23 protein-coding genes are annotated in these 22,620 nt (G+C 64.4%); 10 read left to right on the top strand and 13 right to left on the bottom strand.

Translation table 11 applies throughout. From position 1 onward, the window contains the following. Window positions 1-20: 20 nt before the first annotated feature. From FYB76_RS06705 to tyrS, 4 genes are all read right to left on the bottom strand, one after another. Window positions 21-665, bottom strand: a complete 645-nt coding sequence (locus tag FYB76_RS06705) for a histidine phosphatase family protein (protein WP_154133092.1) — start codon at window positions 663-665, stop codon at window positions 21-23. Window positions 666-684: 19 nt separating this feature from the next. Continuing rightward, window positions 685-1,332 (bottom strand): YbhB/YbcL family Raf kinase inhibitor-like protein, encoded by a 648-nt coding sequence (locus FYB76_RS06700; RefSeq protein ID WP_154133091.1) that lies wholly within the window; start codon window positions 1,330-1,332, stop codon window positions 685-687. 87 nt (window positions 1,333-1,419) lie between these two features. Beyond that, window positions 1,420-1,902: a D-aminoacyl-tRNA deacylase gene (gene dtd, locus FYB76_RS06695; RefSeq protein WP_154133090.1), complete on the bottom strand. Its 483-nt coding sequence runs from the start codon at window positions 1,900-1,902 to the stop codon at window positions 1,420-1,422. 12 nt (window positions 1,903-1,914) lie between these two features. After that, window positions 1,915-3,183, bottom strand: coding sequence for a tyrosine--tRNA ligase (gene tyrS, locus FYB76_RS06690; RefSeq protein WP_154133089.1), 1,269 nt, complete (start codon window positions 3,181-3,183; stop codon window positions 1,915-1,917). Window positions 3,184-3,427: 244 nt separating this feature from the next. On the opposite strand from tyrS, the gene FYB76_RS06685 reads away from it, so the two are divergent. Together FYB76_RS06685 and FYB76_RS06680 are read left to right on the top strand one after the other, a co-directional pair. Next, window positions 3,428-4,825, top strand: a complete 1,398-nt coding sequence (locus FYB76_RS06685; protein ID WP_145606117.1) for a M23 family metallopeptidase — start codon at window positions 3,428-3,430, stop codon at window positions 4,823-4,825. 80 nt (window positions 4,826-4,905) lie between these two features. Beyond that, complete coding sequence (locus tag FYB76_RS06680; protein ID WP_154133088.1) at window positions 4,906-6,024, top strand: anhydro-N-acetylmuramic acid kinase; 1,119 nt, start codon at window positions 4,906-4,908, stop codon at window positions 6,022-6,024. A gap of 142 nt (window positions 6,025-6,166) precedes the next feature. On the opposite strand, the gene FYB76_RS06675 is transcribed toward FYB76_RS06680, so the two are convergent. The 9 genes from FYB76_RS06675 to mpl all read right to left on the bottom strand — a co-directional run bounded on the left by FYB76_RS06675 (window position 6,167) and on the right by mpl (window position 15,336). Beyond that, entirely contained in the window at window positions 6,167-6,637 is a 471-nt protein-coding gene (locus tag FYB76_RS06675; RefSeq protein ID WP_088756280.1) for a glycine zipper 2TM domain-containing protein, read from the bottom strand. A 165-nt stretch (window positions 6,638-6,802) separates the two neighbouring features. Then, complete coding sequence (gene corA, locus FYB76_RS06670; protein WP_039789235.1) at window positions 6,803-7,768, bottom strand: magnesium/cobalt transporter CorA; 966 nt, start codon at window positions 7,766-7,768, stop codon at window positions 6,803-6,805. 196 nt (window positions 7,769-7,964) lie between these two features. Further along, the gene (gene mtgA, locus FYB76_RS06665) at window positions 7,965-8,672 is read right to left on the bottom strand and encodes a monofunctional biosynthetic peptidoglycan transglycosylase (protein ID WP_154133087.1); all 708 of its coding nucleotides are present in this window, start codon (window positions 8,670-8,672) and stop codon (window positions 7,965-7,967) included. A 139-nt stretch (window positions 8,673-8,811) separates the two neighbouring features. After that, window positions 8,812-9,627, bottom strand: a complete 816-nt coding sequence (aroE, locus tag FYB76_RS06660) for a shikimate dehydrogenase (protein WP_154133086.1) — start codon at window positions 9,625-9,627, stop codon at window positions 8,812-8,814. A 61-nt stretch (window positions 9,628-9,688) separates the two neighbouring features. Beyond that, entirely contained in the window at window positions 9,689-10,570 is an 882-nt protein-coding gene (locus tag FYB76_RS06655; RefSeq protein ID WP_370516315.1) for a TonB family protein, read from the bottom strand. 55 nt (window positions 10,571-10,625) lie between these two features. Further along, the gene (locus FYB76_RS06650; RefSeq protein ID WP_154133085.1) at window positions 10,626-12,746 is read right to left on the bottom strand and encodes an RNB domain-containing ribonuclease; all 2,121 of its coding nucleotides are present in this window, start codon (window positions 12,744-12,746) and stop codon (window positions 10,626-10,628) included. A gap of 6 nt (window positions 12,747-12,752) precedes the next feature. Beyond that, the gene (locus FYB76_RS06645) at window positions 12,753-13,367 is read right to left on the bottom strand and encodes a chorismate lyase (RefSeq protein WP_154133084.1); all 615 of its coding nucleotides are present in this window, start codon (window positions 13,365-13,367) and stop codon (window positions 12,753-12,755) included. Then, entirely contained in the window at window positions 13,367-13,957 is a 591-nt protein-coding gene (locus FYB76_RS06640) for a YqiA/YcfP family alpha/beta fold hydrolase (RefSeq protein WP_088756241.1), read from the bottom strand. Before FYB76_RS06640 ends, FYB76_RS06645 begins: the two co-directional genes overlap by 1 nt. Next, entirely contained in the window at window positions 13,954-15,336 is a 1,383-nt protein-coding gene (gene mpl / locus FYB76_RS06635; protein WP_154133083.1) for a UDP-N-acetylmuramate:L-alanyl-gamma-D-glutamyl-meso-diaminopimelate ligase, read from the bottom strand. Before mpl ends, FYB76_RS06640 begins: the two co-directional genes overlap by 4 nt. Before the next feature lie 66 nt (window positions 15,337-15,402). Here mpl and FYB76_RS06630 point away from each other — a divergent pair, with 66 nt between their 5' ends. From FYB76_RS06630 to FYB76_RS06595, 8 genes are all read left to right on the top strand, one after another. Beyond that, the gene (locus FYB76_RS06630; RefSeq protein ID WP_154133082.1) at window positions 15,403-16,044 is read left to right on the top strand and encodes a hypothetical protein; all 642 of its coding nucleotides are present in this window, start codon (window positions 15,403-15,405) and stop codon (window positions 16,042-16,044) included. Between the two features lie 3 nt (window positions 16,045-16,047). After that, window positions 16,048-16,569, top strand: coding sequence for a TlpA disulfide reductase family protein (locus FYB76_RS06625; RefSeq protein ID WP_039789225.1), 522 nt, complete (start codon window positions 16,048-16,050; stop codon window positions 16,567-16,569). A 131-nt stretch (window positions 16,570-16,700) separates the two neighbouring features. Further along, entirely contained in the window at window positions 16,701-17,138 is a 438-nt protein-coding gene (gene aroQ, locus FYB76_RS06620; RefSeq protein WP_088756245.1) for a type II 3-dehydroquinate dehydratase, read from the top strand. Window positions 17,139-17,261: 123 nt separating this feature from the next. Beyond that, window positions 17,262-17,735, top strand: coding sequence for an acetyl-CoA carboxylase biotin carboxyl carrier protein (accB, locus tag FYB76_RS06615; protein ID WP_088756246.1), 474 nt, complete (start codon window positions 17,262-17,264; stop codon window positions 17,733-17,735). 117 nt (window positions 17,736-17,852) lie between these two features. Further along, entirely contained in the window at window positions 17,853-19,232 is a 1,380-nt protein-coding gene (gene accC, locus FYB76_RS06610; protein ID WP_088756247.1) for an acetyl-CoA carboxylase biotin carboxylase subunit, read from the top strand. Between the two features lie 66 nt (window positions 19,233-19,298). Then, entirely contained in the window at window positions 19,299-20,213 is a 915-nt protein-coding gene (gene prmA, locus FYB76_RS06605) for a 50S ribosomal protein L11 methyltransferase (protein ID WP_154133081.1), read from the top strand. Between the two features lie 3 nt (window positions 20,214-20,216). Continuing rightward, window positions 20,217-21,503: a DUF3426 domain-containing protein gene (locus tag FYB76_RS06600; protein WP_154133080.1), complete on the top strand. Its 1,287-nt coding sequence runs from the start codon at window positions 20,217-20,219 to the stop codon at window positions 21,501-21,503. 136 nt (window positions 21,504-21,639) lie between these two features. Then, the gene (locus FYB76_RS06595; RefSeq protein ID WP_154133079.1) at window positions 21,640-22,575 is read left to right on the top strand and encodes a carbohydrate kinase family protein; all 936 of its coding nucleotides are present in this window, start codon (window positions 21,640-21,642) and stop codon (window positions 22,573-22,575) included. The last annotated feature ends 45 nt before the right edge of the window (window positions 22,576-22,620 follow it).

The following is a 22,620-nucleotide window of genomic DNA, read 5'->3' as shown; positions in this document are numbered from 1 at the left end:
GGTTGTGAAAAGGAAAGGAATCAGCGATCCACCTCATCCAGCGTCTCCCGCTGGAGATGCCCGATCTCGCCCCAGGAGCGGATGTGGGCACGTTCGCCATCCCAGTGCAGGCGATTGACGCTGGCATTGAAGATGTCAAACGTGCGTGGCTGGGCAAAGGAAGTCTGGCTGGCCCAGTGGTGCACGCACTCCAGCACGCCGCCATGGGTGACGATGGCCACCTTGCGATAGCGGCCCGAGGCCAGCACGCGCTGCACGGCTGCCACCGAACGCTCATAGAATTCGCGCATGGTTTCGGCGATGCGCTCGCCGGCGGGATAGCGGAAGTCCGGCTCGCGCGCCTTCCACTGGCGATACGCCTCCGGATAGCGCGCCTCGATCTCGGTATGGCGCAAGCCCTCGAAGCCGCCATAGCAGCGCTCGCGCAAACCCGCATCGATCTGCACCGTCACTCCCGCCGCACCGGCCACGGCCTGGGCCGTATCACGTGCGCGCTGCAGGTCGCTTGCGAAGACGGCATCGATGCCCTCCCCCGCCAGCGCCTCGCCTAGCGCCAGGACCTGGCGCTGGCCGGCCTCGTTCAGGCCGATGTCGATATGCCCTTGCAGGCGCTTGTCTACGTTCCAGTCGGTTTCGCCGTGGCGGATCAGCAGGATGTCGGTCATGCAGTCAAGTCAGGTCAGGTCAGCTACGCGGTACCGCGTTGGGGTTGAGGGTGTAAAGGCCCGTGATGGCAGCCTGATCCAGCACATGGTCGCGCAGCGCAGTGACCACCACCGAGCCTTCCAGGTTGCCGGACACCGGCAGCTGCTGCACGTCCAGTGCGTAGAGGGTGAAGATGTAGCGGTGCACCAGCGCATCATTCCACGGCGGGCAGGGGCCGTCGTAGCCGAAGTAGTCGCCGCGCATGTCGCCGTCGCCGGCGAACCAGCCGGTGTAGTCATTGATGCCCTGGCGCGCGCCCGGCATGACCTCGCCCAGCACGGCCGGGCCCGGCTTGCCGCGTGCGGTCACGCCGTTGCTGAACTGGCCGGCCTTGATTTCGCTCACGCCCGCCGGAATGTCGACCAGCGTCCAGTGATAGAAATCCACACGCGGCAGCTCCAGCGGCACGGTCTTGCCTTCCTGGTTCACATCGTCGCCGCGCGAGGGCACGTCGGGATCATGCACCACCAGCGCCAGCGACTTGGTGCCGGCCGGCAGGTCGCTCCAGCCGAAGTGCGGATTGCGATTGGCAGAGAGGGCCACGTGGGTCTTGGGATCCATCACCGCAAAGGCGAATTCGCCGGGGATGTTGGCACCGTCCTTGAAAGAATCGCTCCAGAATTTCATATCACCTCCTAAAAGTAAGGCCACATGCAACACGCATTACGAATTCATTTGGGGACGCGCCGCCGGGCTTCAATGCCGGGCTGGCTATTATCCGGTAGCGTTCATATCGGCAGCCGGGGCCTTGGGCTTGACCTGCAGCCAGAAGGTCACCGGACCGTCGTTGGTGAGCGACACCTTCATATCGGCCCCGAAGCGCCCTGTTCCCACGCGTTGCTCGCCATGGCGCGCACGCGCCTGCGCCACGAAGTGGTCGAACAGTTGCCGTCCCAGTTCCGGTGCCGCAGCAGGCGTGAAGGAGGGGCGCGTGCCTGAATTGGTATCGGCCGCCAGCGTGAATTGCGGGATCAGCAGCAGGCCGCCTTGCACGTCGGCAACGCTGCGGTTCATCTTGCCGGCCTCGTCGCTGAAGACGCGATAGGCCAGCAGCTTCTTCAGGAGGGCATCGGCTTCGGCCGGGGTGTCGTTGCGCTCGGCGCAGACCAGCACCATGAGCCCGGTGCCGATGCTGCCCAGCGTCTGTCCATCCACCACCACCGAGGCCTGGCTGACCCGCTGCAAGAGAGCGATCATGCGCGCTCCAGCTTACGCCAGGGTGACGCGGGCGAACTTGCGCTTGCCCACTTGCACCACGCACTGGCCGGCCTCGACCTTCAGGCCCTTGTCGCTGATGACGGTGCCGTCGATGCGCACACCGCCCTGCTCCACCATGCGCAGCGCTTCCGAGGTGGAGGCGCACAGGTTGGCCTGCTTCAACAACTGGCCGATGCCCAGCGGCGCGCCCGACAGCGAAACCTCCGGGATATCGTCCGGGATGCCGCCCTTGGAGCGGTTCACGAAGTCGGCCAGCGCATCTTCGGCGGCCTGCTGCGAGTGGAAGCGGGCGACGATTTCCTGGGCCAGCGCCACCTTGATGTCACGCGGGTTCTTGCCGGCGTCGACCTCGGCCTTGTAGCCGGCGATCTCGGCCATCGAACGGAACGACAGCAGGTCGTAGTAGCGCCACATCATCACGTCGGAAATGCTCATCACCTTGGCGAACATGGTGTTGGCCGGCTCGGTGATGCCGATGTAGTTGCCCTTGGACTTGGACATCTTTTCCACGCCGTCCAGGCCTTCCAGCAGCGGCATGGTCAGGATGCACTGGGGCTCCTGGCCGAAGTCCTTCTGCAGTTCGCGGCCCACCAGCAGATTGAATTTCTGGTCGGTGCCGCCCAGTTCCAGGTCCGACTTCAGGGCCACCGAGTCATAACCTTGCATCAACGGGTAGAGGAATTCATGCACCGAAATCGGCGTGCCTTCCTTGAAGCGCTTGGTGAAGTCATCGCGCTCCATCATGCGTGCCACCGTGTAGCGCGAGGCCAGCTGGATCATGCCGCGGCTGCCCAGGGCGTCGCACCATTCGGAGTTGTAGCGGATCTCGGTCTTGCTCGGATCCAGCACCAGGCTGGCCTGGGCGAAATAGGTCTTGGCGTTGATCTCGATCTGCTCGCGCGACAGCGGCGGACGGGTGGCATTGCGGCCGGACGGGTCGCCGATCATGGAGGTGAAGTCGCCGATCAGGAAGATCACCTGGTGGCCCAGGTTCTGCAGCTGGCGCATCTTGTTCAAGACCACGGTGTGGCCCAGGTGCAGGTCAGGCGCGGTCGGGTCCAGGCCCAGCTTGATGCGCAGCGGCTGGCCGCTTTGCTCGGCGCGCGCCAGCTTTTGCGCGAATTCGCTTTCGATGAGCAGCTCATCGATGCCGCGCTTGGTGATGGCCAGCGCCTCCTGCACCTTGTCGGTGAGGGGCAGGCGGGAGGGGGCTGCAGGGGCAGGCGCAGCGGCGGCGGAGGTGGACTGGTCGGCGTTCATCGATATAACTAAAAAATTGGCTTTTGTAGGACAGGACCGCTAAATCGTGTTGCTATAATTCCGACTTTCGTTTTTTCTGCCCAGCGCCAGGACGCGGCCCCAGAAGCTCAGCAGCAGGAAAACGTTCTCGACCCGTAAGCGATGTTACGCGGGCGCAACACGGCGGGGGGACAGGAAACGCCGCATTGCAGCCATCACCCGCCATCCGCCACGGAAACGTCAGATTTTAACGTATTCGGTTTGCATGTTCCCACAAGATAAACTCAAGCACGTCTCGTCCCTGTGCTTCTCCGCGTTGCAGTCCTGCCACCACAAAGTCGCCGCTTCCTCGCCCAAGACCCGCATCATCGGCGCCAGCGCCCTGTTCCTGGCCGCCTTCACCATCGGTGCGGCCGGTTTCGCGCCGGCCGAGCCGGACCTGCGCGATGCCCCGGTGAATCCGATTTCCAAGGAACTGGCCCTGCCCGACCTGCAACAGCAGGTCAGTGCACTGGAAGAGCGTTCGCAGTATTACGTCAACGAAGAGAAGGTCCGCAGCGGCGACACCCTGGCCACCCTGCTCAACCGCCTGGGCGTGGATGATGACGAGGCCACCGCCTTCATCAAGTCCGATACCCTGGCGCGCGCGGTGATGCAGCTGCGCGCCGGCAAGCGTGTGGTCGCCCAGACCGACGACAACGGCGAGCTCATCAAGCTCTCCGCCACCCTGGACGATGGCAGCGATACCCCCAAGAACCTGGTGATCGCGCGCCATGACGGCAAGCTCAGCGCCGAAGCCCAGCCGGCCGTGCTGGAGCGCCGCGTGGAAATGCGCGCCGGCACCATCTTCTCCTCGCTCTTTGCCGCCACCGACACGGCGCAGATCCCCGATGCGGTGGCCATGCAGCTGGTGGACATGTTTGCCACCAACATCAACTTCGCCTCCGACCTGCGCCGCGGCGACCGTTTCAATGTGGTCTACGAGACCTACTACCAGAACGGCGACCTGGTACGCACCGGGCGCGTGCTGGCCGGTGAATTCGACAATGCCGGCAACCGCTACCAGGCCGTGTGGTTCAGCGATCCGGCCAGCAAGACCGGCGGTGGCGGTTATTACGCCTTCGATGGCAAGTCGCTCAAGAAGGCTTTCCTGAAGTCGCCCCTGGCCTTCACCCGTATCTCTTCCGGTTTCTCGATGCGCCTGCACCCGATCCTGGGCCAGTGGAAGCAGCACACCGGCGTGGACTTCGCCGCACCGACCGGCACGCCCATCCATGCAGCAGCCGATGGCGTGGTTGATTTCGTGGGCCAGCAGAATGGCTACGGCAACATCGTCGTCATCAAGCACTGGAGCGGCTACTCCACCGCCTACGGCCACATGAGCCGCTTCGCGCCCAACATCAAGAAGGGCATGAAGGTCAGCCAGAACGACGTGATCGGCTTCGTCGGCATGACCGGCTGGGCCACCGGGCCGCACCTGCATTACGAGTTCCGCGTCAACAACCAGCCGCGCAACCCGCTGTCGGTGGAGGTGCCCAACAACCAGGCCCTGACCGGCCCGCAGTTGCAGCGCTTCCGTACCGTGGCCGCGGACATGCAGCATCGCATGGCCATGCTGCGCGTGCCGGGTGCGCCCGATGTGAAGCTGGCGGCAGCCAAGTAAGGGACGGGTGTCCCGACTCCCCGACCAGGGCGGCGCTGTAGAATCAGCGGCCGCCCTTTTCTTTTTCCGACTTGCCTGCCATGAACGATTCCTCCCATTTGACCATCGGCCTGATGTCGGGTACCAGCCTCGACGGCGTCGACGGTGTCCTGGCCGCCTTCGACGGCCAGGCGATCTCCGCCACGCTGGCGGCGGCTTACGTGCCCTTCCCCGCCCACCTGCGCGCGGACCTGATGGCCCTGCAGGCCGCTGGCCCCAACGAGATCGAACGCGAAGCCCTGGCCGCCAATGCGCTGGCCGTGCATTACGCCGACTGCGTGGCGCAACTGCTGCTGCAGGCCGGCAAGACGGCCGCGGACGTGCGCCTGGTAGGCGTGCATGGGCAGACCATCCGCCATCGCCCCGAACTCGGCTTCACCCGCCAGACCAACAACCCGGCGCTGCTGGCCGAACTGTGCAACATCGACGTGGTCGCCGACTTCCGCAGCCGCGACGTGGCTGCGGGCGGCCAGGGCGCACCGCTGGTGCCGGCCTTCCATCGCGCCATCTTCGGGGATGCGGCGCAGTCGCGGGTGGTGGTCAACATCGGCGGCATCGCCAACATCAGCATCCTGCCGGCAGGGGAAGACGGCGCTTACGGCTTCGATACCGGCCCCGGCAATGCACTCATGGATGGCTGGATCCACCTGCACCAGCAACGCGCCTATGACGCCAACGGCGACTGGGGTGCATCGGGACAGGTGCACGCAGGGCTGCTGGCGCAATTGCGTGACGAGCCCTTCTTCCGCGCGCCGCCGCCCAAGAGTTCGGGGCGCGACCTGTTCCACCTCGACTGGCTGCAAGCGGCCCTGCTGCGCACCGGCTCCGCACTTGCACCGGAAGACATCCAGGCCACGCTGGCCATGCTCACGGCCAGCACGATTGCCGACGCCATCGTGGCGCACGCACCGACGGCCCGCCAGGTCTACGTCTGTGGAGGTGGGGCCGAGAATGCCTTCCTGATGCGACTGTTGCAGCAGCAACTGCAAGGTCGTGCCAGCGTGCAGTCGACGGCCGTGCTCGGCGTGGCCCCGCAGCATGTGGAGGCGCTGGCCTTTGCATGGCTGGCGCGGCGCTTTGACCTGCGCCTGCCGGGCAACCTGCCTGCAGTCACGGGGGCACGTGGCCTGCGCGTGCTGGGCGCGCTCTACCCTGCATAAGGCCCGGCCCGCACCAGCAAAGAAAAAGCCGTCCGGTATTGAGCCGGACGGCTTTTTTCATGTCATGTCGATAGCGAACGGTGCCGTATCGAAAAAGAGCTTGGTAAAGCTGATAAGGGAACTGGTAACAACCGTGACCAGATTAGTAACGACTGATACGACCGTTATCCAGCCGGACGCGGTCGCCCACGCGGAAATCGGTATTGTCTTCCTGTGCGAAGGTCTGCAAGGACCCATCGCTCATGCGCACGCGGATGTTGTAGACCTGATGGCCCGCAGCGCTGTTGCGCTGGACCTGGTTACCCGCATAAGCACCGCCTGCGGCACCGGCAACGGTCGCCAGCACGCGGCCCGTGCCACCGCCCACGGCGTTACCCAGCAGGCCACCGGCCACGCCGCCCACCACCGCACCGGCCACGCCGTTGCTTTCCTTGTGGGTCACTTCGATGGCTTCCACCACGCCGGTCCCGGAATAGGCGGCCACGCGCTCATAGTTCTGCGAAGTGGGCGCCGCGCCATAGGGCGCCTGCTGCGGGCTGGCACAGCCGATCAGCAGACCGGCGAAGCTGGCGCTGACCACGGCCAGCGAGATGTAGTGATGACGGATGGACATGGAGTTCTCCTCTGCATAAGACACGAATGCGACACGGATGCGCAGCTGTGCGCGCATCTGCCATGGATGATGATTGCAGTGTGCCGCGCAACCCTGGTGCGCGGCATCGGAGAAGCCCGGGAATCGGTGTCGGAGAAATGAGGACGTCGCCGTCAGCAGACAGTCTCAGTTGAGCCAGCCGCGCCGACGGAAATACCAGAAGGGTGCAATGGCCGAACCGACCATCATCAGGATGGCCAGCGGATAACCGACCACCCAATCCAGTTCCGGCATGACCTTGAAGTTCATGCCGTAGATGCTGGCGATCAACGTGGGCGGCAGGAAGGCCACCGAGGCCACCGAGAAGATCTTGATGATCTTGTTCTGGTTGATGTTGATGAAGCCGACGGTGGCATCCATCAGGAAGTTGATCTTGTCGAAGAGGAAGGCGGTGTGGCCATCCAGCGATTCGATGTCGCGCAGGATCTGGCGCGCATCCTCGAACTGCTCCGAACTGAGCAGACGGCCGCGCATCAGGAAACTGACCGCGCGGCGCGTGTCCATCATGTTGCGGCGGATGCGGCCGTTCAGGTCTTCCTCGTGGGCGATGGTGTTGAGCACTTCGGCGGCGGCCTGGTCGGACAGGCTTTTCTTGAGCACGCTGGTGCTCACCGCTTCGAGCTTCTGGTAGATGCCTTCGAGCGCGTCGGCGGAATATTCGGCATCGGTCTCGTAGAGGTCGAGCAGCACGTCACGGTAGTCGCCGATGGAACCCGGCCGCGAGCGTGCGCGCATGCGCACCAGGCGGAACACCGGCAGGTCTTCCGCATGGACCGAGAAGAGGATGTTGCGCGCCAGGATGAAGGCCACCGTCATGGTGGAGGAAGAATCGTCATCGCCTTCGAAGAGGAAATCGGTGCGCAGGTGCAGGTCACCGTTCTCGGCTTCGAAATAACGGGCCGACGCTTCGATGTCGCTGAATTCATCCTCGTCAGGCAGGGTCACGCCGTAGATGCTCTTGACCCAGGCGCGCTCTTCGTCATTGGGTTCGGTCAGGTCCACCCAGACCGGCGCGGCCTGTTCGAGGTCGGTGCGGCTGTCGATGTTGACCTGGCTCAGCCGTCCGTTTTGCAACACGAATACATTGATCATGGGTTCTCGCTCGGTGGAACGCGGGGGAAGAGTCCCGGGTGAAATGCGGCAGCCCGTGGCGACAGGCGCGAAACGTGCGCAAGTGTACGTTCAAGCCCCGTGCCAGGCAAGCGCCAATGCGCCGCATGCCGTACGGCTGTGGCCAATGGCGCGCGCTGTCATACGGCGGTCATGTGGCTGCGGCAGCAGCGGGCGATTACTTGTGCGCCGGCGGCAGCGTGGCCGCGTTCATGCGGCGCAGGATCAGGCTGGTACGGGAGGCCAGGTAGCCGGAACCGCGATTGCGGTCGTAATAGCGCGGACGCGGCAACATCACCGCCAGCCGGGCCGCCTGCTCCGCGCCAAGATTGGCGGCCGTGGTGCGGTAGTAATGCTGGGCCGCAGCCTCGGCGCCGAAGACGCCATTGCCCCACTCCACCACGTTGAGGTAGAGCTCGAAGATGCGCTGCTTGTCCAGCAGGAATTCCAGCATGTAGGTGATGATGAATTCCTGGCCCTTGCGCAGGTAGCTGCGCTCGCCCGAGAGGAACAGGTTCTTGGCCAGCTGCTGGGTGATGGTGGAACCGCCGGCGACCACCTTGCCCTTCTTCTCGTTCTTTTCGTAGGCCTTCTGCAAGGCCTCCCAATCGACGCCGGCATGCTCGGAGAAATTGGAATCTTCCGAGGCGATGATGGCGCGCTTGAGATTGTTGGAGATGCGTGCGTAGGGCACCCAACGGAATTGCAGCTGGGCATTCGGGTCCTTCTCGCGCAGGATGGACAACTGCTGGCGCATGAAGCTGGTGGACTCGGGGTTGTGGTCCTTCCACCACCAGATCTGCACGAAGAAGTACAGCTGCAGCAGCAGTACCAGCATGACGGGCAGGACGATGATCCAGAAGAGCAGCTTGCGTAGCGATTTCATGTGCCGGTGGTGGTTCTGTTCCAGGGTTCTAGCGATGCGCGATCAACTCAACATGCAGACCTGCAGAGATGCAGAGATGCAGAGATACAGACATGCTGTCCTGCAGTCCTCTACAGGTGTGACGGACTATGCCCTGCCTTTACTGCGACAACTGCTGGCGCAGGCTGGCAAACACGTCGGCGGTGGCCGGCCGCACGCCGCGCCAGAGCAGGAAGGCTTCGGCCGCCTGCTCGACCAGCATGCCCAGCCCGTCGCGCACGCTGGCGCCATGCTGCTGGGCGCTCTGCATGAAGACGGTGGGCTGGCGGCCATACATCATGTCGTAGGCCAGGGTTTCGCTGCCGTAGACCGAGACTGGCAGTGGCGGCAGGTCGTCCGAGAGGCTGGCCGAGGTGGCATTGATGATGACATCGAACACGCCCTCCAGCTCGGCATAGGCGGCGCTGCGCACCGGACCGTATTCGGCGAACTGCTGCGCCAGCTCTTGCGCCCGCGACTGCGTGCGGTTGACGATCACCAGCTCGGCTGGCTGCTGTTGCAGCAGCGGCAGCAGTGCGCCGCGCGAGGCGCCACCCGCGCCCAGCAGCAGGATGCGGCGTCCCGCCAGCGCCTGGCCGGCATTGGTCACGATGTCGGTGACCAGGCCGGCACCATCGGTGTTGTCGCCAAGGATGCGGCCGCCTTCGAACTTGAGCGTATTGACCGCCCCCGCCAGGCGCGCACGCTCGGTCAGCTGATCGGACAGGGAATGCGCTTCCAGCTTGAAGGGGACGGTCACGTTGGCGCCGCGCCCGCCGCGCCGCTGGAAGACCTGCACCGCGGCCTTGAAGCCGTGCAGCGGCGCCAGCAGGCGATCATAGTGCAGCGACTGGCCGGTCTGGGCAGCGAACTGCGCATGGATCTCGGGCGACTTGCTGTGGGCAATCGGGTTGCCGATGACGACGTATTCATCCATGGTGTTCTAGCTGCTCCCTCGTTCTCTGTTCTTGTCTGTAGCCGGGCCGCCGGCGCTGATGTCAGCTGGCGCCCAGCTGTGCCTGCACGCCCTGGTCGCGGGTAAAACGGAAGGTCACGATGACTTCCCACACGTCATCCTTGCCGCTGGTGCGCATGTTCTCGGGAAAACGGCCAAACGGCGCCGCACGCCGCACGATGGCCACCGCCGCCTGGTCCAGCGCGGCATTGCCGGAGCTTGTGCGCACCACCACGCCGCCATCGCGCTCATAGAGACTGCCATCTTGGAACACCGGGATCACCACCAGCAGTTCACCGTAGAGCTTCTTGCCGTCGCGGGTCGGGAAGTTCAGCGTGCCGACTTTTTCCACCTTGTCCTGCAGTGCCTTGAAGTACTGCGCATACCCCACTTCGCGGGTACTCGGCGTGATCTGGGTCTTCTTCGGGCGCTTGTTGTATTGCTCGATGTCCTTGGCCAGTTCGGCTTCCATGCGCGCCATGGCCTTGGCGGTTTCGGTCAGGTCGCGCGCGTTGGGCTGCGGCGTCTCGGTCGGCTTCTGCAGCTCGCTGCTGGCCACGTGCTGGCGTGCCTCCTGCAGCTGCGCCAGCATCTTGCGCTGCTGCTGCTCCAGCTCGGCCACCTTGCGCTGGGCGGCCTTGACGCTGTCACCGCTCTCCACCCGCTGCATATCCGGCAGCGGCGATCGGGCACGGCCGTCGTCGGCATTGCCGCCGCCATCCAGATTGGCCTGCGCCAGCGCCTGGGCGTTGACTGGTTTCTTGTCATGCTTGGCGTTGACCAGGATGACTTCCAGCTCGGGATCGGACGGCTTGAAACGGAAGGCATCGGGCGCAGCGAAGTGCACGACCAGCAAGAGGCCATGCACCAGCAGCGAGATTCCGAGCGCAACGCTCAGCAGACGATGTTGGGCAAACAGGTTCACAGCAAACGGGAAGCAACGACGATAGACACAGCGCCAATTCTACGCCAGCACCGGCTCATTGGGCCGCTTGCGCGGACGGGTTTTCGCCCGCGTCGGCCGCTGGATCATGTGTATCTTCCTGCGCATCTTCCTGCGCAGCATCCTGTGCAGAATCTTGCGCAGCATCCTGTTCAGCGGCCGCTTCCTCGCCCTGCTCTTCGCTGCCCATGGAGGCCATGCCTTCGAGCAACTCGTCATCATCTTCACCAAGGTCGCTGGCCAGCGCCTGGGCAGCGGCGGCGGGCACTTCGAGCAGGCGCGCTTCCACGGTCAGGTCGACCTCATCCCAGCGCAGCAGGTCCAGCTTGACCTGCAGGCCACGCGCCAGTTGCGGCAGGCCCGGCATGCGCAGCACCAGCGGGATTTCGACCAGGCGCAGGATTTCATCCTTGAGCACCACGGCTTCCACGGTACGGGCGTTTTCCTGCTCCAGCCAGCGCAGGCACCAGTAACGTTCCATGGTGGACTGGAAATCGGCATAGCCGGAGTAGGCCGCATCGAAGCCGGAAACGATAGCGAAGAGATCGGCATCGCGCGGCTTGAAGGGCGCCACCAGCGGCGCGGTCACGCCGTGCTCGATGCAGGCCAGGATCTGCCACTGGTTGACCAGGTCGGTATAGCGGCGCAGCGGCGAGGTGCTCCAGGCATATTGATCCACGCCCAGGCCCTGGTGGGGCGCGGCGTGGGTGACCATGCGCACCTGCATCTTGGCGGCCCAGCCACCGGCCCCGCCACCCTGCGCGCGGTAGATGCCCGGCACGCCGTGATCGGCCATGAGCTTGCCCCAGGTGCTGTTGGCGAAGATCATCAGCTCGGCCACGATCTTGTCCAGCGGTGCGCCACGGCGGCGGCGCACGATGCTCACCACATCGTTCTCGACGTAGAAGTTGAAGTCGACACGGTTGTTCTGCTCCGGGCGCAGGCCGAAGCTCTCGCGCTTGGCCATGCGGCCCTGTTCGAGCAGTTGCACCCACTGCCACAGGAGCGCGATCTCTTCCTTGTGCGGATACTCGCCGCGATTCTCGGCCAGGGCTTCCTCGGTGACCAGCTCGTCGAGGTCGTTGTGGCGCAGGTTGGCGGCAATGGGCACCAGCTCGGCACGGGTCTCGGTGGCCAGCACTTCCCAGCTGGCCGCATCCAGGGTCGCATACAGCGACAGCGCAGGACGGGCAGCACCGGCATCGAGCGTATAGGTGGCCACCAGGTCGTCGGGCAGCATGGTGATCTTCTCGCCCGGCATGTAGACGGTGGACATGCGCGCACGCGCAATCGCATCGATCGCATCGCCGCGCTTGATGGCCAGGCCCGGGGCGGCGATGTGGATACCCACGCGCAGCTTGCCGTCCGGCAGGCGGGTGACGGACAGGGCATCATCGATCTCGGTGGTGGTCACGTCATCGATGGAGAAGGCCTGTACATCGGCCAGCGGCAGGTCGGTGGTGGCCGGCGGGATATCGATGGCCGGGAAACCGGTGCCGCGCGGGAAGAATTCGGAGAGGAAACGCGCGTAATGCAGGTCCTTGGGCGAGGCCACGCCACCGGCGGCCAGCATCAGGCGCTGCGGGGTGGTCTGCATTTCCTTGGCGGCGGCGTCCAGGGCCTTGAATTCGATGCCGTTCTTGTCCGGCTTGAAGAGCAGTTGCAGGGCGATGGGGCGGAAGGCTTCGGGCAGCTTGTGCGCCTTGAGTTCTTCCACGTACACGGCTTGAGCGGCCAATTGCTGCTTCTTCTTTTCCAGCCCGGCCAGTGCCGCCTGCAGCGAAGCCTGCGGGGCCGCCTTGTAGCGGCCGCGGCCCTTCTTGTAGAAATAGATCGGTGCGCGATGCAGGCACAACAGCAGGCCGGCCGCTTCCGGCGGCAGCGGGGCGTGGCCGAAATACTCGGCGGCCAGGTCGGTGAAACCGAACTCTTCTTCGCCGGCCACTTCCCAGAGGAAATCCAGGTCGACGTCGTCAGCGATGGCCTGCGCCTGTTGCATCAGCTCCTGCGGCGCAGGGGCAGCGAATTGCAGCAGCGCATCGCGCGACTTGACCTTGGCGCGCTTGCCGGAGGCCATCTCGACCTGGTAGGACTCGCCCTGCTGGGTCATGATGGAGCCGGCCTTGAAGTCGCCGGATTCTTCGAACAATAAATTCATCTGCTTCTATCGCTTTTCAATCGGTACGTGGGCCGGCAGCGGACGCATCAGCGCCTCCAGTGCCGGCAGGAAAACATCGGTGACCATCAGCACGCCGCCGCGCCGGGTAAACAGGGAGCGGCGCGCCAGCAAACTGGTCGGCAATTCGGACTCGGGCAAGGCCTGCGCGATGCGGCGCATCAGCGGGTGGCCGGCGGACAGCCGAGCATACTGGATGGGACTGCGCCCGACCAGCGGATCAAAGAACAAGTTGGCGCCCAGGGGCGTGATACCGAGCTTGCTGAAAAAAGGCCAGTCGGACTTGACCGAGCCGGTCGACAGCACCGTATGCCCGAACACCACCGGCTGCCCGTCGCCCAGCAGGATGACATCGCGCTCCACCACCCGGCTACGGGGCGATATGCGCAAGGCTTCATGCTCATCGGCCAGGATGCGGCCCGGGCGCTGGCGCAGCAGGCGCACGCTGAAGCTGTCGGTGCGTTTCTTCAGTTTCAGGGTCATGGAACCGGGGTCGGCCAGCCAGGCCCGGGTACGCCGCATCAGGTCGCCATCGGTAGCCAAGAGCGCCGCCAATGCCTGCGGATGCGCCATCCAGCGCGCCTTGCGCACGGCCTGCGGCATCAGCGCACCGCCTTGCCGGGCAGGTCCACGCCGCAGAAGGCCAGCACCTCGTCCAGATGGTCGGCAAACTCGGCCATGCCATGGTCGCTGCCCTCGATGACGGTCTGGCGCGCGCCGGGGTAATGGGCCACCATCTCGCGCCAGTCCAGCACCTCGTCGCCGGTGGCCGCCAGCAGGAAATAGCGCTCGGGGCGCGTGATGGCCGGCACGGCCAGGGCCAGCAGCTCGGCGATGTACTCGCGCTTGAATTCAAAGGGTTCGTCGGAGTGATATTGCGTGGTCACGCCGACATAGGATTCCAGGTCACGCGGCGGCTTGACCGCCGGATTGACCAGCACCGCCCGGCAGCCGGTGTGTTCGGCCAGCCAGGTGGCGTAATAGCCGCCCAGCGACGAGCCGACCACGGTCAGCGCGGCCGGGTCCACCCCCGCCACCAGCGCACCGGCCAGGGCGATGGCCCCGGCGGGCGAGGCCGGCAGTTGCGGACAGGCGTACTGGTCCTGCAGGCCGAGCTCGGCCATGCGCTGTCCCATCACGCGCGCCTTGAAGGACTGCGGCGAAGAACGAAAGCCGTGCAGGTACAGGATCATGCCAGTGCGTCCAGCAGCTTCTGGTGCACGCCGCCGAAGCCGCCATTGCTCATCACCAGCACATGGTCGCCGGGCTGCGCGGCGGCCTTGACGGCCTGCACCAGCGCATCGAGGTCGTGGAAGGCGGCGGCCTTCTGGCCCAGCGGGGCCAGCGCTTCGGCCAGGTCCCAGCCCAGCGCATCACGCCCGGACCGGGCGCCGAAACCGAAGACCAGGTCAGCTTCAGTCAAGCTGCCAGGCAGGGCTTCTTTCATCGTGCCCAGCTTCATGGTGTTGGAACGCGGCTCCAGCACGGCCAGGATACGGGCGGCGCCGACCTTCTTGCGCAGCCCTGCCACCGTGGTGGCAATGGCGGTCGGGTGATGGGCGAAATCGTCATACACGGCCACGCCGTTGGCGCTGCCGCGCAGCTCCATGCGCCGCTTCACGCTCTGGAAAGCGCCCAGTGCCTCGATGGCCTGGGCCGCCGGCACGCCCACGTGACGGGCAGCGGCGATGGCGGCGATGGCGTTCATGCGGTTATGTTCACCGGTCAGCGACCAATCCACCGTGCCTTGCGACTGGCCTTCGAAGAAGACCTCGAAACGGCCATCGTCGTGGGTCTGCAGCGACCAGCCGGGCTGGCCGGCGACCACGCCAAAATCTTCACGTTCGCTCCAGCAGCCACGTGCCAGCACGCGCTGCAATGCCGCTTCGCGGCCATTGACGATGACCCGGCCGATCCCCGGCACGGTGCGCACCAGATGGTGGAATTGCGTCTCGATGGCGGCCAGATCGGGGAAGATGTCGGCGTGATCGTATTCAAGGTTGTTCAGCACGGCAGTCCGGCTGCGGTAGTGCACGAACTTGCTGCGCTTGTCGAAGAAGGCGGTGTCGTACTCGTCGGCTTCGATGACGAAGAAGGGCGACGGCCCACCCTGGCCATCACTGCCCAGGCGCGCCGAGATGCCGAAGTTCATCGGCACCCCGCCGATCAGGAAGCCCGGCTGGTAGCCCGCGTGTTCCAGCACCCAGGCCAGCATGGCCGAGGTGGTGGTCTTGCCATGCGTGCCCGCCACCGACAGGACCCACTTGTCCTGCAGGATGTTTTCGCCCATCCATTGCGGCCCGGACACATAGGGCAGGCCGCGGTTGAGGATCTCTTCCATCAGCGGGTTGCCGCGCGAGACCACGTTGCCGATGACGAACAGGTCCGGCTTGATCTCCACCTGGGACGGCTCGAAACCCTGGGTCAGGGTGATGCCCTGGGCTTCCAGCTGGGTGCTCATCGGGGGATAGACGTTGGCGTCGCAGCCGGTCACGGTATGGCCAGCCTCTTTGGCCAGCACGGCCAGGCCGCCCATGAAGGTGCCGCAGATGCCGAGGATGTGTATATGCATAGCGAATCTTGGGGTGTAATCCCGCGATTTTACCTGAGGCGGCGGGTGCATCCGCTAACGAGTATCATGTCGCCCATGTCTGAATTTGAATTCACCTCCCCCACCGAGCAGCTGCGCGCCGAAATCGCCGCAGCCGCCGCCCGCATGATCGCCGAGGATGGCGCCGACTACGGCAGCGCCAAGCGCAAGGCCGCCAAACAGATCCTGGGCAACCAGAAGGTGCGCGGCGAGATCATGCCGGATAACGAGCAGATCGAAGAAGAAGTCCGCATCTACAACGAACTCTTCTTCGCTGACACCCAGCCGGCGCGCCTGTTGCACCTGCGCCAGGTGGCCCTGCAGCTGATGCAGGACCTGCAGCAGTTCAATCCTTATATTACCGGCGCAGTCTGGAATGGCACTGCCGGTGAACATTCTGACATCCACTTGCAGCTCTTCTCCCCCAGCGCCAAGGATGTGGAGATTTTCCTGCTGAACAAGAATGTGAACTTCGAGGTCGGGGAAACCAGCCACTTCCGCACTGGCCAGGCCGTGGAAACCCTGAGTTTCCTGCTGCCCCAGCGGGGTGCCGACCCCGAACTGGCCCATCTGGCCCTGTATGACGAAGACGACCTGCGCGGCAGCCTGCGCGCGGCCCCGGGCAAACGCCCCGAGCGCGGTGATGCGGCTGCGCTGGCCGCGCTCATTGATGCACCCTCCGAGGACTGATTCATGACGAAGCTGAAAAATGTGATCCTGTTGGCCGTGGTTGCGGTCGTTTGCGTGGGCGTTGGCGTTTATGCCAGCCATCGCGCCAACCCGCCCGCCTCGCCCGAGACCCAGGCGCTCAACAAGCTGCTGTCGCAATCGATGCCGGATGCCAGCGGCCAGACCCAATCGCTGGCGCAATACAAGGGCAAGCCCCTGGTCGTGAACTTCTGGGCCACCTGGTGCGGCCCCTGCGTGGAAGAAATGCCGGAACTGACGGCCTTGCAGCAGGAGATCGCGCCGGTGCAAATCCTCGGAATTGGCGTCGATAGTCAGGAAAATATCGCCAAGTTTGCGCAAAAGTACCAAATCCGCTATCCTCTCTTCGTTGCCGGAACCGGCGCCACCGATTTGCTGCGGCAATTCGGCAATCAGGCGGGCGGTCTTCCGTTCACCGCTCTGGTGGGCAAGGACGGCAACGTCAAGAAGGTCTACCTGGGCCGCATCAAGTTCGATGAACTGCGCGCAGACCTGTCTCAGCTCTGAATCGCAGAGTCTCTTGCAGGGCCACCTCGGCGGCCCGCAAACGCAAATCCGTGAAAAGAAAGTTTTTCTTGCCAAATGATGGCATTTGACGGCAAAATGCGCGCATCGTCGTCAAACGGAGCTCAATCTCCATGGCAAAACAGCTTCTCCTGCTCAATGGACCGAACCTCAATCTGCTCGGAACCCGGGAGCCGGAAGTCTACGGATCCACCACGCTGGCCGATATCGAACAGCGTGCACAAGAACAGGCCCGCGCCGCCGGCGCGACCCTGGCGACCTTCCAGAGCAACCACGAAGGCGCCCTGATCGACCGCATCCACCAGGCGCGCCTGGAGGGGGTCGATGGCATCATCATCAATCCGGGTGGGCTGACCCACACCAGCGTGGCATTGCGCGATGCGCTGGCCGGGGTGGCGATTCCCTTCGTGGAATTGCATATCTCCAATGTGCACCAGCGCGAGGAGTTCCGGCATTTTTCCTACCTGTCCGGCATCGCCCGGGCAGTCCTGTGCGGCTTCGGGGTCGATGGCTATCGCATGGCCGTTGATTTCTGGCTGCGTCAATCCTGAGGGCGGACACGCCGCTTCGAACGGATCGCTTCACGTACTGCAAGACCCAGACTGAACCCGCCGGGCGCGACAGAGCGCCGGCGTTTCGTTTAACACTACTCATCTACATTCCGAGGGATTCAAATGGATTTACGAAAACTCAAGACGCTGATCGACCTGGTTGCTGAATCGGCCATCGAAGAGCTGGAAGTCACCGAAGGCGAAAGCAAGGTCCGCATCGTCAAGTCGTCCCCGAATGCCCAGAACCAGGTCGTGATGGTGCCGCAACAGCAAGCCTACGCTCCCGCCGCCGCCCCCGTGGCCGCGCCCGCCCCGGCAGCTGCGGCTCCCGCTGCCGCACCGGCGGCGCCGGCCGTGCCGGAAGGCTACATCGTCAAGTCGCCCATGGTCGGTACCTTCTACCGCTCCTCGGCACCGGGCGCACCGGCCTTCGTCGAAGTGGGCAAGGAAGTCAAGGAAGGCGATACCCTGTGCATCATCGAAGCCATGAAGCTGCTCAACGAAATCGACGCCGACAAGGGTGGCGTGGTCAAGCAGATCCTGGTGGAAAACGGCCAGGCCGTCGAGTTCGGCCAACCGCTGTTCGTGCTGGGCTGATTCCCGCCGCAGCAGTCCCTGGCCTGGCAGCAACGGCCGCCGCGCGGCGCATGCCGGCTGCCGCGGCCTGGCTCCGGAACCTATAACGCTTGAACCTGGCGACGCCTCATTCCTGTTATGTTTGAAAAAATCCTCATCGCCAACCGTGGCGAAATTGCCCTGCGTATCCAGCGCGCCTGCCGCGAACTGGGTATCAAGACCGTGGTCGTGCACTCCGAGGCCGACCGCGAGGCCAAGTACGTGAAGCTGGCCGATGAGTCGGTCTGCATCGGCCCGGCCCCGTCGGCCCTGTCCTACCTGAACATGCCGGCCATCATCAGCGCCGCTGAAGTGACGGACGCCCAGGCGATCCACCCCGGCTACGGCTTCCTCTCGGAAAACGCCGATTTCGCCGAGCGCGTGGAACAGTCCGGCTTCGTCTTCATCGGCCCGCGCGCGGAAAACATCCGCATGATGGGCGACAAGGTCTCGGCCAAGCAGGCCATGATCCGTGCCGGCGTGCCTTGCGTGCCAGGTTCGGAAGGGGCGTTGCCGGACAACCCCAAGGAAATCGTCCAGATCGCCCGCAAGATCGGCTATCCGGTCATCATCAAGGCCGCTGGCGGCGGCGGTGGACGTGGCATGCGCGTGGTGCATACCGAAGCCGCGCTGATCAATGCCGTGACCATGACCAAGACCGAAGCGGGTGCTGCCTTCGGCAATCCGGAAGTCTATATGGAGAAGTATCTGGAAAATCCGCGTCACGTGGAAATCCAGGTCCTGGCCGACGAGCACAAGCAAGCCATCTGGCTGGGCGAGCGCGACTGCTCCATGCAGCGCCGCCACCAGAAGGTGATCGAGGAAGCGCCAGCACCGGGCATCCCGCGCAAGATCATCGAGAAGATCGGCGAACGCTGCGCCGAAGCCTGCCGCAAGATGAACTATCGTGGCGCCGGTACCTTCGAGTTCCTGTACGAAAATGAAGAGTTCTACTTCATCGAGATGAACACCCGCGTGCAGGTGGAACACCCGGTCACTGAAATGATTACCGGTGTGGACATCGTGCAGGAACAGATCCGCATCGCCGCTGGCGAAAAGCTGCGTTACCGCCAGCGCGACATCGAACTGAAGGGTCACGCCATCGAGTGCCGCATCAACGCCGAAGATCCGTTCAAGTTCATCCCCTCGCCGGGCCGCATCACGGCGTGGCACGTACCGGGCGGTCCTGGCATCCGCGTCGATTCGCACGCCTACTCGGGTTATTTCGTGCCGCCCAACTATGATTCCATGGTTGGCAAGGTGATTTCCTATGGTGCGACCCGCGAACAGGCCATCCGCCGCATGCAGATCGCCCTGTCGGAGATGGTGGTGGAAGGCATTTCGACCAATATCCCGCTGCACCGCGAGCTGATGGTGGATGCGCGTTTCTTCGAAGGCGGAACCAATATCCATTATCTGGAACATAAGTTGTCGGAACGCCCGACAGCGCCGGAAGCGGACAAGTCCCTCAAGAAGTAAATCGCAGTTCAGCAGCAAAAGCAGCAGCAACAGTACTAACAGTAACGACAGCAAAGGCAGGCAAGCATGGCTTGGGTAGAAATCGTCATCGAAGTGGCGCGCGAACAGGCGGAGGCATTGTCCGACGCCCTGATGGACTCTGGCGCCCTTTCGGTGTCGGTGGAAGATGCCGATGAAGGGACGGACGCCGAGCGTCCGCTCTTCGGCGAACCCGGCATGGAGCCGGAAGAAGCCGCCTGGGACCGCAGCCGTGTGGTGGCGCTGGCCGGCAAGGATGCCGATCACGCGACCATCGTCATGGATGCCGCCAAGGCCATCGGCCTGGACTATGCCCTGCCCTTTGCCACGCGCAATGTGGAAGAGCAGGACTGGGTGCGCCTGACGCAATCCCAGTTCGAGCCCATCCACATTGGCCAGCGTATCTGGGTCGTGCCCAGCTGGCACGAGGCACCGTCCGATCCGGACGCCCTGGTGCTGGAACTGGATCCGGGCCTGGCCTTCGGCACCGGCAGCCATCCGACTACCCGGCTGTGCATGGAGTGGCTGGAAACCAATGCCACCCAGGCCCAAACCCTGCTGGACTACGGCTGCGGCTCGGGCATCCTGGCCCTGGTGGCCGCCAAGATCGGCGTGCCGCAGGTGATCGGGGTGGACATCGATCCGCAGGCACTGGAGTCGGCCCAGCATAATACTGAACGCAACCACTGCAGCGCCACCTATTACCTGCCGGAACCCTTCGCCGCCGCCCACCCGGAAGGTGAACGATTCGACGTGGTGGTGGCCAACATCCTGGCCGGCCCCCTGCAACTGATGGCGCCCATGCTGGCTGGCCGCGTGCGCGCCGGCGGCGCGCTGGTGCTCTCGGGCGTGCTGGATCGCCAGGCCCAGGAAGTCATCAACGCCTACGCGCCCTGGATCGCCCTGACCGTCTGGGCAGAACATGAAGGCTGGGTGGCCCTGGCAGGCCGCCTGCCGGAGTAATCCATGGCGTTGGCGACCCAGTGTCCGCACTGCCTGACCATCTTCAGGGTCGCCAGCGACCAGCTCAAACTGCGCGGCGGACTGGTCCGCTGCGGCAATTGCCGCCAGGTCTTCAACGGTAACGAATTCCTGGTCGAGCCCAGCGTGGCCGACGGCCACTACCAGCCGGCAGCGGGCAGCAAGGCCCAGGCCGGGATGGCCACACCGGCGTTTGCGCCGGCATCTTCGCCTTCATCCGTCCCGACCGCCCCCGCAAATAGCCCCTATGAACAAGCTGGCGCACCGCTGGCCACGCAACGGCCTGCTTTCGTTCCCCCTGCGCAAGCGCCCGTCCCTGAGGTGAACATTCCTGCGCCGCAGCCGACTGCGGTCGCCGCGCCTGCCCCTGCAGCGCCATCCGCCCCCTTGCCTGCTGCCATCCCGGTCATTGCCGAGCCCAAGGTGTTCCGCTCGCCGGCCAGTCCGGGTTATCTCCCCGACCTCGGCGCGAACTTCAAAGCGGCTGCGCCTGTGGACAAGACAAGTCCGGAAGAAGAGGCCCGCCCTCCGATGACACCGGAAGAGGATGCCCCCGACAGCGGCGCGCTGCTGCGCCGCTCGTCGGCCGAGTCCGACGAGATCGCCGCGCCGCCGGAGGTGGCTGCCGTCTTCCGCATGGACGACGAGCCGGTATTGCATGATGTGGCCGGGGACAAGGACAGTATCGGCGCCGATGACCAGGAGGCCGGCACGCAAGAGGCGCAGGACGACGACGATCCCGCCGACGAGCCCGGCTTCGTCAAGCGCGCCGAGCGCCGCGCGCGCATCAGCCAGGTCATGAAGATGGTGATGATGGTGCTGGCCGGTGTGATGGTGCCGGTGCTGCTGCTGCAATCGCTGTATTACTGGCGCAATCCGCTGGCGGCCTCCGCACCGCAGCTGCGACCCATGCTCAACGGCATGTGTGTGGCCTTGCATTGCACCGTGGGCCTGCCCACCGACATCGAACGCCTCTCGCTGGAATCCAACGAGCTGCAGGTGGTGCCGCCCAACCAGAACGTCTATGCGCTCTCGCTGGTGATGCGCAATCGCGCTGCCAGCGCCCAGGCCTGGCCGCATATCGAGCTCACGCTCAACAACGACGACGAGAAGGCGGTGGTACGCCGCGTCTTCCGCCCGCGCGACTACCTGGCCGACCCGGCCCAGGTCGACCGCGGTATCGCACCCGAGAGCGAGCAGCAGATCAAGCTCAACTTCGAGCTCAAGGATGCGCTGGTCTCGGGGTATCGCATCTATCTCTTCTATCCGTGAGACGGACTCATCACGACTGATCGTCACCGATCATCACTTCCCGGCCTGACCACGAAACGACTTGCACCAGGTTCGGACTGCACACCGCTTTTCTTCTACAATGCGGCATCGTCCACTCATTTGTCACGACCACGCCATGAGCTCCCTGATCTGCGGTTCCCTCGCTTACGACAACATCATGCAATACGAGGGCCGCTTCGCTGAAGCCCTGCTGGCCGACCAGCTGCACAAGGTCAATGTCTCCTTCCTGGTGCCCACCATGCGCCGCGAGTTCGGCGGCTGCGCGGGCAACATCGCCTACAACCTCAAGCTGCTGGGCGGCGAACCCATCGTGATGGCCACCGTCGGCCTGGACAGCGCACCCTACATGGAGCGTTTTGCAGCACTGGACATCTCGACCAGATGCGTGCGCCAGATCGAGTCCTCGTTCACCGCGCAGTGCTTCATCACCACCGATGCCGACAGCAACCAGATCACCGCCTTCCACCCCGGTGCCATGACCTGGTCGCACGAGAACAAGGTCGCTGACGCCGGCGCGGTCAAGTTCGCCATCGTCGCCCCCGATGGCCGTGACGGCATGCTGCAGCACGCGCAGCAGGCGGCTGAATTGAATATCCCGCTGATCTTCGATCCGGGCCAGGGCATGCCGATGTTCGATGGCAATGACCTCAAGAACTTCATCGACTTGGCCACCTATGTGGCCGTCAATGATTACGAAGCCGAGCTGCTGACCGCGCGCACTGGTCTGTCGCTGGCGCAAATCGCCGAGCGCGTCACGGCCCTGGTGGTCACGCGCGGCGAGCTGGGTGCCGACATCTTCGTGGGCGGCAAGCACCACGCCATCCCCTGTGTGAAGGCCGACAAGATCGCCGACCCGACCGGCTGCGGCGATGCCTTCCGCGCCGGCATGCTGCATGGCCTGACCGAAGGCTATGACTGGGAAACCACCGGCCGCCTGGCCAGCCTGATGGGCTCCATCAAGATCGCCTCGCAAGGTCCGCAGAACCACGCACCGTCCAAGGCGGAGATCGAGGAGCGCTTCCACAAGGCCTTCGGTTATCGTTTCGGCTGATGTAATCCGGGCTGCCGGTACAGCGCACAGCGCAATGCCGGCAGC

It is taken from the genome of Herbaspirillum sp. CAH-3, from assembly GCF_009668275.1.
In the GTDB taxonomy this organism is placed as follows: Bacteria; Pseudomonadota; Gammaproteobacteria; order Burkholderiales; family Burkholderiaceae_D; genus Herbaspirillum; species Herbaspirillum aquaticum.
The sequence above is the reverse complement of the archived record's forward strand: the minus strand, read 5'-3'. Positions and strand labels throughout refer to the sequence as shown.

Coding starts and splice junctions, on each gene's coding strand:
- corA (WP_039789235.1), bottom strand. CDS start 7,768: ATGATCAATGTATTCGTGTTGCAAAACGGACGGCTGAGCCAGGTCAAC.
- prmA (WP_154133081.1), top strand. CDS start 19,299: ATGGCTTGGGTAGAAATCGTCATCGAAGTGGCGCGCGAACAGGCGGAG.
- FYB76_RS06675 (WP_088756280.1), bottom strand. CDS start 6,637: ATGTCCATCCGTCATCACTACATCTCGCTGGCCGTGGTCAGCGCCAGC.
- FYB76_RS06595 (WP_154133079.1), top strand. CDS start 21,640: ATGAGCTCCCTGATCTGCGGTTCCCTCGCTTACGACAACATCATGCAA.
- mpl (WP_154133083.1), bottom strand. CDS start 15,336: ATGCATATACACATCCTCGGCATCTGCGGCACCTTCATGGGCGGCCTG.
- FYB76_RS06600 (WP_154133080.1), top strand. CDS start 20,217: ATGGCGTTGGCGACCCAGTGTCCGCACTGCCTGACCATCTTCAGGGTC.
- mtgA (WP_154133087.1), bottom strand. CDS start 8,672: ATGAAATCGCTACGCAAGCTGCTCTTCTGGATCATCGTCCTGCCCGTC.
- aroQ (WP_088756245.1), top strand. CDS start 16,701: ATGGCAAAACAGCTTCTCCTGCTCAATGGACCGAACCTCAATCTGCTC.
- FYB76_RS06630 (WP_154133082.1), top strand. CDS start 15,403: ATGTCGCCCATGTCTGAATTTGAATTCACCTCCCCCACCGAGCAGCTG.
- FYB76_RS06685 (WP_145606117.1), top strand. CDS start 3,428: ATGTTCCCACAAGATAAACTCAAGCACGTCTCGTCCCTGTGCTTCTCC.
- dtd (WP_154133090.1), bottom strand. CDS start 1,902: ATGATCGCTCTCTTGCAGCGGGTCAGCCAGGCCTCGGTGGTGGTGGAT.
- tyrS (WP_154133089.1), bottom strand. CDS start 3,183: ATGAACGCCGACCAGTCCACCTCCGCCGCCGCTGCGCCTGCCCCTGCA.
- FYB76_RS06700 (WP_154133091.1), bottom strand. CDS start 1,332: ATGAAATTCTGGAGCGATTCTTTCAAGGACGGTGCCAACATCCCCGGC.
- aroE (WP_154133086.1), bottom strand. CDS start 9,627: ATGGATGAATACGTCGTCATCGGCAACCCGATTGCCCACAGCAAGTCG.
- FYB76_RS06650 (WP_154133085.1), bottom strand. CDS start 12,746: ATGAATTTATTGTTCGAAGAATCCGGCGACTTCAAGGCCGGCTCCATC.
- accB (WP_088756246.1), top strand. CDS start 17,262: ATGGATTTACGAAAACTCAAGACGCTGATCGACCTGGTTGCTGAATCG.
- accC (WP_088756247.1), top strand. CDS start 17,853: ATGTTTGAAAAAATCCTCATCGCCAACCGTGGCGAAATTGCCCTGCGT.
- FYB76_RS06680 (WP_154133088.1), top strand. CDS start 4,906: ATGAACGATTCCTCCCATTTGACCATCGGCCTGATGTCGGGTACCAGC.
- FYB76_RS06645 (WP_154133084.1), bottom strand. CDS start 13,367: ATGCCGCAGGCCGTGCGCAAGGCGCGCTGGATGGCGCATCCGCAGGCA.
- FYB76_RS06640 (WP_088756241.1), bottom strand. CDS start 13,957: ATGATCCTGTACCTGCACGGCTTTCGTTCTTCGCCGCAGTCCTTCAAG.
- FYB76_RS06705 (WP_154133092.1), bottom strand. CDS start 665: ATGACCGACATCCTGCTGATCCGCCACGGCGAAACCGACTGGAACGTA.
- FYB76_RS06625 (WP_039789225.1), top strand. CDS start 16,048: ATGACGAAGCTGAAAAATGTGATCCTGTTGGCCGTGGTTGCGGTCGTT.